The sequence below is a fragment of the Corallococcus sp. 4LFB genome (genome assembly GCF_046520365.1).
GTDB lineage: Bacteria > Myxococcota > Myxococcia > Myxococcales > Myxococcaceae > Corallococcus > Corallococcus caeni.
On sequence record NZ_JBKGHJ010000295.1, the window covers coordinates 1 to 10,954 of the forward strand.

Here is a 10,954-nt window from a genome sequence, read left to right on the forward strand (position 1 = left end):
GCCGCGCGTCCCGCCGCCCCGGTGGTGAACGAGGGCCCGCCGCCCATCCCCCGCGTGGGCCGCGACCGGCCGCTGCCCCTGTCCTTCGCGCAGCAGCGGCTCTGGTACCTCCAGGAGCTGGAGCCCGGCAGCGGCACGTACAACAACCCGACCCTCTTCCGCCTCGTAGGCGATCTGGACGCGGACGCGCTCCAGGCCGCGCTGGACGCGCTGGTGGCACGGCATGAGGTGCTGCGCAGCACGTACACCCTGGACGGCGAGCGTGCGGTGCAGGTCATCCACCCGCCGCGAGGCATGGCCCTCCAGCGCCGCGACGTCGCGGGCGACACGCCCGAGGCCCGCGAGGCGGAGATGCAGCGCTTCTGCAAGGCGTACGCGCTGCTGCCCTTCGACCTGGAGCAGGGCGTGCTGCGCGCGACGCTGCTGCGCCTGGAGCCCAGGTGCACGTGCTGGCGCTCGTGTTCCACCACGCGGTGTCCGACGCGTGGTGCAACATGGTCATCGCGCACGACCTGACCGCGAACTACGCGGCGTTCCTCGCGGGCCGGCCGTCGCCCCTGCCGGAGCTGCCCGTGCAGTACGCGGACTACGCCGTGTGGCAGCGCGACTGGCTGGACGGCGGCGAGCTGGAGGCGCAGCTGGCCTGGTGGAAGCAGCAGCTTGCCGGGGCGCCCAACCTGGAGCTGCCCACGGACCGGCCGCGTCCCGCCGTCATCTCCTTCGCGGGCGCGCGGCACCGCTTCACGCTGCCGCCGGAGGTCGTCACGCCGCTGCTCGCGCTGGGCCGCCGCAACGGCGCCACGACGTTCATGGTGATGATGGCGCTCTTCCAGACGGCGCTGTCGCGCTACTCCGGCCAGGAGGACTTCGTCGTGGGCACGCCCATCGCGGGCCGCACGCGTCCGGAGGTCGAGTGGCTGATGGGCTGCTTCATCAACACCCTGCCCTTCCGCTCGAAGCTGTCCGGCCTGCCGTCCTTCGTGGAGCTGCTGGGCCGCGTGCGCGCCCAGGCCCTGGAGGCCTACGCGCGCCAGGACGCCCCGTTCGAGCGCGTGCTGGACGTGCTCCAGCTGCCGCGCGACCTGAGCCGCACGCCGCTGTTCCAGGTGAGCATCAACGTGGTCAACACGCCGGAGGCCAAGGCGCGCCCCGCCGGGCTGGAGCTGAGCGGCGTGGACGTGCCGTCCGACACGTCCAAGTTCGACCTGGGCCTGGAGGTGCTGGAGGGCCGCGACGGCTTCACCTGCCGCCTGGAGTACTCCACCGCCCTGTTCGACGCGGCCACCATGGAGCGCTTCGCCGAGCATCTGGTGGGCCTGGCGCGCGCCATCGTCGCCAGCCCCCAGACGCCCGTCGCGCTGCTGCCGCTGCTGGGTGAAGCCGAGCGCGAGCAGGTCCTGGGCGCCTGGAACGACACGTTCCGCGACTACCCGCACGACGCCTGCATCCAGGACCTCTTCGCCCGTCAGGTCGCGCTGCGCCCGGACGCGGTGGCCCTGGAGTTCGGCGACGAGCGCCTGACGTACGCGCAACTGGACGCGCGCGCGAACCCGTGGGCGCACCTGCTGCGCGAGCACGGCGTGGGCCCGGACGTGCTGGTGGCGGTCTGCATGGACCGCTCCGTGGAGCTCATCGTCTCCCTGCTGGCCATCCTCAAGGCGGGCGGCGCGTACGTGCCGCTGGATGCGTCGTACCCGGCGTCGCGGCTGACGGCGATGCTGGAGGACGCGCCCGCGAAGCTGCTGCTCACCACGCGCAAGACGCGCGAGTCGCTGCCCCTGCCGGCGGAGCTGCCGTCCCTCTTCGTGGAGGAGGCGCCCGTCGCCAGCCTGCCCACGACGCCCGTCGTCGCGGGGACGCACTCGCGCCACCTGGCCTACGTGGACTTCACGTCCGGCAGCACCGGGCGGCCCAAGGGCGTCGCGGTGGAGCACCGCTCCGTGATGCGCCTCCTGCATCACCTGAGTTTCGGGCACCTGGGGCCGGAGGAGACCTTCCTCCTGGTCGCGCCCATCTCCTTCGACCCGACCACGCTGGAGCTCTGGGGCCCGCTGGCGCACGGCGGAAAGCTGGCCGTGTTCCCGCCCACGTCGCCGTCGGACGTGGACCTGCTGGCCCAGGTCATCCAGCGCCACGGCGTCACCACGCTGCTGCTCACGTCGGGCCTCTTCACGCAGGTGGTGGACGTGAAGCTGGACGCCCTGCGCGGCGTGCGGCGGGTGCTCGTGGGCGGCGACGTCGTGTCGCCCGCGCACGTGCGCCGGGTGCTGGAGTCGGACCTGGGCACCGCGGTCGTCGCCTGCTACGGCCCGACGGAGTCCACCCTCTTCGCCTCCACCTACCCCGTGCCGGACGCGGCGTCGGTGGGGGGCACGATGCCCATTGGCCGGCCCGTCGCCCAGACGCAGCTCTACGTGCTGGACCGGCACGGGCAGCCGGTGCCCGCGGGTGTCCCCGGCGAGCTGTACATCGGCGGTGACGGGCTCGCCCGCGGCTACATCTCCCGGCCGGAGCTCACCGCGGAGCGCTTCGTCCCGCACCCCTTCGCCTCCCGGCCCGGTGAGCGCCTGTACCGCACGGGCGACCTCGCGCGGTGGCGGCGCGATGGCGTGATGGACTTCCTGGGCCGCGCGGACAACCAGGTGAAGGTGCGCGGCTTCCGCATCGAGCTGCCGGAGGTGGAGGCCGCGCTGCGCGCCACCCGGACGTGCGCGAGGCCGTGGTCGTGGTGCGCGAGGACGCGCCCGGCGACAAGCGGCTGGTCGCCTACGTCGTCCCGCACGGCGCCGAGCCCGGTCCGGGCGCGCTGCGCGACTTCCTGCGCCAGCGGCTGCCGGAGTACATGCTGCCCTCCGCGTTCGTCGCGCTGGCGGCGATGCCGCTGACGTCGAACGCGAAGGTGGACCGCAAGGCCCTGCCCGCCCCCGGAGGACAGCGCGCCTCCCGCAAGGAGTACGCGGCGCCGCGCACGCGGCTGGAGCGGACGCTGGCGGAGGTGCTGGCCCAGGTGCTGCGCGTGGAGCGCGTGGGCCTGGACGACAACTTCTTCGAATTGGGCGGCGACTCCATCATCAGCCTCCAGGTCGTCGCGAAGGCGCGGCAGGCCGGCGTGCAGTTGATGGTGAAGGACCTCTTCCAGCACCCCACCCTGGGCGCGCTGGCGGCCGTGGCCCGCGAGAGCGCGACCAGCCTCGCGGAGCAGGGCCCGGTGGTGGGGGACGTGCCGCTCACCGCCATCCAGGTGGACTTCCTGGAGCGCGAGCCGACGCACGCGCACCACTTCAACCACGCCCTGCTCCTGCGGGCGCGCCAGGCGTTGGTCCCGGCGCACCTGGAGCAGGCCCTCCAGGCGCTCGCCGTCCACCACGACGCCCTGCGCCTGAAGTACTTCCGGGGCACGGACGGCGCGTGGCGCCAGCGCGACGCGAACCCCAACGAGGCCCCGCTCACGCTCCGCCAGGTGGACCTCTCCGCGCTGCCGCCCGAGGAGCGCCTGACCGCGATGGAGCAGGAGGCCACGCGCGTCCAGGAGACCTTCGACCTGGCCTCACCGCCGCTCGTGCGACCCGTGCTCTTCCACTTCGGGCCGGGCCAGGAGCAGCGCCTGCTGCTCGTCATCCACCACCTGGTGGTGGACACCGTGTCGTGGCGGATCCTCATCGAGGACCTGGAGACGGTCTACCGCCAGGTCCAGTCCGGCCAGGTCCCCACGCTGCCGGCGAAGACGACGTCCTTCCTGTCCTGGGCCCGCCGCCTGGAGACGCACGCCCTGACGGACGTGCTGGGGGCCGAGCTGGCCTTCTGGAGCGAGTCGGTGCGCGGTGACGTGGCGCCGCTGCCCACGGACGGTCCGGGCCCGCACACCTACGCCTCGCACCGCGCGGTGGTCGCGGAGCTGGACGCTGAGGAGACGCGGCTGCTGCTCCAGGAGACGCCCATCGCGTGGCGGGCGCGCATCGACGACGTGCTGGTGACGGCGCTCGCGCTGGCGCTCAGCGAGTGGACGGGGAAGCCGGACGTCCTCATCGACCTGGAGGGCCACGGCCGCGAGGAGCTGTTCTCGGACGCGGACATGTCCCGCACCGTGGGGTGGTTCACGTCCCTGACGCCGGCCCTGCTGCGGCTGCCGGCGCAAGGCACGCTGGGGGACCGGCTGCGCGCCGTGCGCGACACGTTGAGCGCGTGGCCGAACAAGGGCATTGGCTTCGGGCTCTTGCGCCACCTGGGGCCGCCGGAGGCACGGGCCGCGCTGGCCGCGCTGCCGCGGGCGCAGGTGTCGTTCAACTACCTGGGGCAGCTGGACGGCGCGACCGGCGCCAGCACCCTCTTCGCCCTGAGCGACGAGCCCGTGGGGCCGAACGTGGCGCCCCAGGCGGTGCACCCGCATGCGCTGACGGTGGAGGGCGCGGTGTCCGGTGGACAGCTGCGCCTGGCCTTCGGCTACAGCCCCCTGCTGCACCACGAGGAGACCGTGCGGGCGGTGTCCCAGCGCTTCCTGTCCGCGCTGCGCGAGCTCATCTCCCTGCGCCACTCGGAGGACTCGCGCCGGCGGACGCCGAGCGACTTCCCGCTGGCACGCCTCTCCCAGGCGTCGCTGGACGCGGTGCTGGCGGCGCAGGGGCCCACGGTGGAGGACCTCTTCCCGCTCTCCGCGCTGCAGGAGGGCATGCTCTTCCACGCCCTCCAGGATCCGCACGCGGGCTACTACTTCGAGCACACCGCGTGGTCCATCCACTCGGACGTGGACATCTCGCTGTTCCAGCGGACGTGGCAGACGGCGGTGGACCGCAACCCCATCCTGCGCACCGCCTTCGTGTCCAGGGACCTGGAGTCGCCGCTGCAAGCAGTGCACTCGCAAGTGGCGCTGCCCTTCGAGGTCCATGACTGGCGCCACCTGCCGGAGGACGCGCGGCGAGCCGGGCTGGAGCGGCTCATCGTCGTGGACCGCGCGCGCGGCTTCGACGTGTCGCGCGCGCCGCTGAGCCGGATGACCGCGGTGCGGCTGGCGGACGCGCAGTGGCGCTTCATCTGGAGCCACCACCACCTGCTGGTGGACGGCTGGAGCCTGGGCCTGTTCTTCCAGGAGGTCTTCGCCATCTACGACGCCCTGCGCGCCGGGACGCCGCTGCCCCCCACCGGCCGGCCGCCGTACCGCGACTACATCGCGTGGCTGGGACAGCGCGACCTCATCGAGGACGAGCGCTTCTGGCGCAACCAGCTCGCGGGCCTGTCGGTGCCCACGCCCGTGCCCGCCATGCGTCCCGTGACGGAGACGGCCTCGGGCACCGTGAACCAGCCCATCCTCGGGGTGACGCTTCCGGAGGCGCGCACCGCGGCGCTGGAGGCCTTCGCCCGGCGGCACCAGCTCACGCTCAACACCCTGGCGCAGGCGGCCTGGGCGCTGGTGCTGGCGCGCCACGCCGACACGCGCGACGTCCTCTTCGGCACCACGCTGGCGGGACGTCCGCCGGAGCTCGCGGGGTCGGAGGCCATGCTGGGCCTGCTCATCACCACGCTGCCGGTCCGCATCGCGCTGCCGGACGACACCGCGCCCGTGCTGCCCTGGCTCCAGGCCATCCAGGCGAAGCTGCTGGGCATCCAGCAGCACCAGCACACGCCGCTCGTCACCGCGCACGGGTGGAGCGACATCCCCCGGGGCGTGCCCCTCTTCCAGTCGCTGCTCGTCTTCGAGAACTTCCCCTTCGACGAATCGCTGCTGCGCCGCTCCACCGCGCTGGACCTGCGCGACCTGCAGATGGGCGAGAGCATCAACTACCCGCTGGCGGCCACGGTGCTCCCGGGCCGCGAGCTCCAGATGCACCTGGCCTACGACGAGAACCGCTTCGCCGCGGAGGCCGTGCAGCGCGTGCTGGGCCAGTGGCGGCAGGCGATGGAGGCCCTCATCCAGCCCGAGGTCCGGCTGGCCGACGTGTCCCTCCTCCCGGCCGAGGACCGCGCGTGGCTCTTGCGCACCGGCCTCGGTGACGCCGTGGACTTCGAGCGCGAGGCCACCGTGCACGCGCGCTTCGAGCGGCAGGCCGCCGCGACGCCGGACGCGGACGCGGTGGTGTCTGGCGAGACGACGCTCACCTACCGGCAGCTCGACGCGCGGGCCAACCAGCTCGCGTGGCACCTGCGCTCGCTGGGCGTGGGCCCTGAAGTCACGGTGGGCCTGTGCCTGGAGCGCTCGGCGGAGGCCATCGTCGCGCTGCTGGCGGTGCTCAAGGCCGGGGGCGCCTTCGTGCCGCTGGACCCGTCCGCGCCCGCCGCGCGCAAGGCGTTCCTGCTCAAGGACTGCGGCGCGTCCGTGCTCGTGACGACGCAGGCCCTGGAAGCGGCGTGGCGCCCGGACGTGGCCCACGTGGTGCGGGTGGACGACGAGGTGGTCCGACAGTCGGACCAGTTGGAGGGCCCGCCGGCGTCGGCCGGTGCGGGGAACCTCGCATACGTCATCTACACCTCCGGCTCCACCGGCTCGCCCAAGGGCGTGATGGTGCAGCACCGCTCCGTGCTCAACCTGCACCGTGCGCTGACGCGGAGCATCTACGCGGGCCTGCCGCGCGGCCAGCGCATCACGGTGAACGCGCCGCTGTACTTCGACGCGTCCATTGAACAGGTGCTCCAGCTGCTGGACGGCCACTGCCTGTGCATCGTCCCGGAGGACGTGCGCCTGGAGCCGGAGGCCATGCTCGCGTGGCTGGAGCACCAGCGCATCGACGCGCTGGACTGCACGCCGTCGCAGCTCAAGCTCCTGCTGTCCGCCGGGCTGCTGGAGCGCGCCCACGTCCCCGCCCTGCTCTCCGTGGGCGGCGAGGCCGTGGATGAAGTCACGTGGCGGCAGCTCGCCGCGACGAAGCGCACGCGCGCCTTCAACGGCTACGGCCCCACGGAAGTGACCGTGGACGCGACGACCTGGACCATCCAGGACGCCCCGCAGCCGGAGCCCGTCATCGGGCGGCCGGTGGACAACCTGCGCGCCTACGTGCTCGACGCGCGGCTGGACCTGGCGCCCATCGGCACGCCGGGTGAGCTGTGCTTCTCCGGCGAAGGCGTCACGCGCGGCTACCTGGGCCAGCCGGCCCTCACGGCCGAGCGCTTCCTGCCGGATCCGTTCAGCGCGGAGCCCGGCGCGCGCCTCTACCGCACGGGCGACAAGGCCCGCTGGCGGCCGGACGGCACGCTGGAGTTCATGGGCCGCCTGGACTTCCAGGTGAAGCTGCGCGGCTACCGCATCGAGCTGGGCGAAATCGAGGCCACGCTGCGCGCGCACCCCGGCATCCGGGACGCGGTGGCGCAGGTCCATGGCGACCGGCTCATCGCTTACGTCGCGCCCCAGGTGGACACGTCGCCCCTGGGCGAGCACCTGCGCCGGCACCTGCCGGAGTACATGGTGCCCGCCGCGTTCATCGCGCTGGACGCCCTGCCCCTGACGCCCAACGGCAAGGTGGACCGCAAGGCGCTGCCCACGCCGGACGCCGCGCCGGTCACCGAGCGCGTCATCGAGCCGCCCGCGACGCCCACGGAAGCGGCGCTCGTCCCCCTGTGGGCCGAGGTGCTGCGCGTCCCCGCCGTGGGGCGCCATGACGGCTTCTTCGAGCTGGGCGGCCACTCGCTGCTGGCCACGCAGGTGGTGTCGCGCGTGCGCAGCACTTCGGCGTGGAGCTGCCCCTGCGCGCCCTGCTGGAGGGCCCCACCGTCGCGGCATTGGCCGAGCGCATCGACGCGCTCCGGCGGTCCCAGCCGCAGGTCCCCGAAGCCGCCGCGTCCGCCCTGCCGGCGCTGGTCCGCGCGGAGCGGCCGGACGAGCTGCCCCTGTCGTTCGCGCAGCACCGGCTGTGGTTCATCGAGCAGCTGGGCACGGCGGGCAACGCCTACAGCCTCCCGAGCCTGCTGGAGCTGGACGGCACGCTGGACATCATCGTGATGCTGGCCGCGTTCGACGAGCTGGTGCGCCGCCACGAAGCGCTGCGCACCACGTTCCGCTCGCACGAGGGCACGCCGTCGCAGGTCATCCACCCGCCCTTCCCCATGCCGCTGCGCAACGAGGACCTGTCCGCGCTGCCGACGGCGGAGGAGCGCGAGGCGGAGGCGTCGCGGCTGGCGCTGGAGGAGACGCGCACCCCGTTCGACCTGGAGCAGGGCCCGCTGTTCCGCGGGCTCCTCATCAAGCTCGGGCCCACGAAGCACCTGCTGCTGCTCAACACGCACCACATCATCTCCGACGGCTGGTCCACGGGCGTGCTGGTGCGGGAGATGGGCGCGCTCTACGCGGCGTTCGCTGCGGAGCAGCCCTCGCCGCTGCCGGAGCTGCCGGTGCAGGCCGCCGACCACGCCCTCTGGCAGCGCGGCTGGCTCCAGGGTGACGTGCTGGAGTCGCAGGTGGCGTACTGGCGCGGGCAACTGGAAGGCGCCGCGCCCTACCTGGAGCTGCCCACGGACCACCCGCGTCCAACGCGCCAGTCCTTCCGCGCGGGCGTGCAGCCCCTGACGCTGCCGCGCGAGCTGAGTGACGCGCTGGAGGTCCTGGCGAAGCAGACGGCCTCCACGCCCTTCATGGTGCTGCTCGCGGCCTTCCAGCTGCTGCTGCACCGGTACGCGGGCCAGGAGGACGTGCTGGTGGGCTCGCCCATCGCGGGCCGCCGTCACGCGGAGGCCGAGGACCTCATCGGCTACTTCGCGAACACGGTGGTGCTGCGCACGCGGGTCCGCGACACGCTCCGCTTCCGCGAGCTGCTGGACGCGGTGCGCGCCACCACGCTGGGCGCGTACGAGCACCAGGACCTGCCGTTCGAGAAGCTGGTGGAGGTGCTCCACCCGGAGCGCGACCTGGGCCGCACGCCGCTGTTCCAGGTGACCTTCACGCTCCAGAACTCGCCCATGCCGGAGCTGTCCCTGCCCGGCCTGACGCTGCGCCCCAGGGAGGCCAACCCGGAGGCCATCCTCTTCGACCTCCAGTGCATCCTGATGCGGACGCCGGAAGGCTTCGACGGCGCGCTCGTCTTCAACCAGGACCTGTTCGAGCCGGCCACGGTGGCCGGCATGGCGGAGCACCTGCGCGTGTTGCTGGAGGCCGCCGTCCGCGCGCCGGACACGCGGCTGTCGCAACTGCCGTGGCTCACGGAGGCGGAGCGTCAGCGGCTGCTCACCGGGTGGAACGACACCGCCCGCGACTACCCGCGCGACGCGTCCGTGGCCGCCCTCTTCGCGGAGCAGGCCGCGCGCACGCCGGACGCCATCGCGCTGAAGGCCGGCGCGGAGACGCTCACGTACGCGGCGCTGGACCGGGCATCGAACCAGTTGGCGCACCACCTGCGGCGCCAGGGCGTGCGGCCCGGCCACCGCGTGGGCGTGTGCCTGGAGCGTTCGTTCGACCTCGTCACGGGTCTCTTGGGCATCCTCAAGGCCGGCGCGGCGTACGTGCCGGTGGACGCGAAGGCCCCCGCGGAGCGCATCACCTGGATGCTCCAGGCGGCCAGCGTCAGCGTGCTTGTCACGCAGGAGGCCCTGGCGGACGAGCTGCCCCAGGTGACGGACCTCCAGGTCCTGCTGGACGGTGACGCTGCCCAGATTGCACGGCAGCCGGAGACGGCGCTGGACGTCACGGTGCCCGCCGACGCGCTGGCCTACGTGATGTTCACGTCGGGCAGCACCGGCCGGCCCAAGGGCGTCAGCGTGCCGCACCGGGGCATCACCCGCCTGGTGCGCGGCGCGGACTTCATCCACTTCGGCCCGGACGAGGTCTTCCTCCAGCTGGCGCCCGTCGCGTTCGACGCGTCCACGCTGGAGCTCTGGGGCGCGCTCCTCAACGGCGCGACGCTGGTGCTGGCGCCGCCCAAGGCGCTGTCGCTGGAGGAGACGGGCGCGCTGCTGCGGCGCGAGGGCATCACCACGCTGTGGCTCACCGCCGCCCTCTTCGAGCAGATGGTGCTCCACCAGGGCGACGCGCTGGCCCGCGTGAAGCAGGTGCTCGCGGGCGGCGACGTGCTGCCCCTGGAGCGCGTGCGCGAACACCTGAAGCGGCTGCCCCCGGGCGCGGTGCTCGTCAACGGCTACGGCCCCACGGAGAACACCACGTTCTCCGCCACGCACACGCTGCGCGCCGGTGACGCCGTGGGCCGCTCGGTGCCCATCGGCCGGCCGCTGACGAACTCCACGGCGTGGGTGCTGGACGCTGCGCTCCAGCCCGTGCCGCCGGGCGTGCCGGGCACGCTCCACGTCGGCGGGGACGGCCTGGCCTGGGGCTACCTCCAGCGCCCGGACCTGACCGCCGAACGCTTCATCCCCCACCCCTTCGCCACCGAGCCCGGAGCGCGCCTCTACGACACCGGCGACCGCGTGCGCTGGCGGCGCGACGGGACGCTGGAGTTCCTGGGCCGCACCGACTTCCAGGTGAAGCTGCGCGGCTTCCGCGTGGAGCCGGGTGAAATCGAAGCCGTGCTGCGCCAGGCGCCGGAGGTCGAGGAGGCGGTGGTCGTGGTGCGCGAGGACGTGCCGGGCGACCGGCGCCTCGTGGCCTACGTCGTGTCCAGCGAGGACGACGGCGTCGACACGAACGCGCTGCGGGCGGCCGTGCAGAAGCAGCTGCCGGACTACATGGTGCCGTCCGCCATCGTCGTCATGCCGAAGCTGCCGCTGAGCCCCAACGGCAAGGTGGACCGCAAGGCCCTGCCCGTGCCGCAGGCCCGCGCCACGGAACCGGGGGCTTCCGCCAGGCCCCGGAGCGACCTGGAGAGGGCGCTCGCGGACATCTGGGCGAAGGTGCTGCACCTGGAGACCGTGGACATCCACGGCGACTTCTTCGAGCTGGGCGGGCACTCGCTGCTGGCGACGCAGGTGGTGTCGCGCATCCGCGCGTCGCTGGGCGTGGAGCTGCCGCTGGGCGAGCTGTTCCGCGCGCCCACGGTGGCGTCGCTGGCGGAGCGGCTGGTGGACGCGCGCCGCACCCAGGCGCCGC

At 73.5% G+C, this 10,954-nt stretch carries 1 protein-coding gene and 3 pseudogenes; all 4 read left to right on the forward strand.

Annotated features, from left to right (window positions below; all coding sequences use genetic code 11):
* Positions 1–516 (forward strand): condensation domain-containing protein (locus ACLEQD_RS27100; protein WP_410387841.1); only part of this gene is annotated, 516 nt, incomplete at its 5' end.
* Positions 495–2,645, forward strand: a pseudogene (locus tag ACLEQD_RS27105) (non-ribosomal peptide synthetase); the annotation flags it as partial. The gene ACLEQD_RS27100 and the pseudogene ACLEQD_RS27105, both read left to right, overlap by 22 nt.
* Before the next feature lie 83 nt (positions 2,646–2,728).
* A pseudogene (locus ACLEQD_RS27110) lies at positions 2,729–7,594 on the forward strand (amino acid adenylation domain-containing protein); the annotation flags it as partial.
* 62 nt (positions 7,595–7,656) lie between these two features.
* Positions 7,657–10,954 (forward strand): annotated as a pseudogene (locus ACLEQD_RS27115) (non-ribosomal peptide synthetase); the annotation flags it as partial.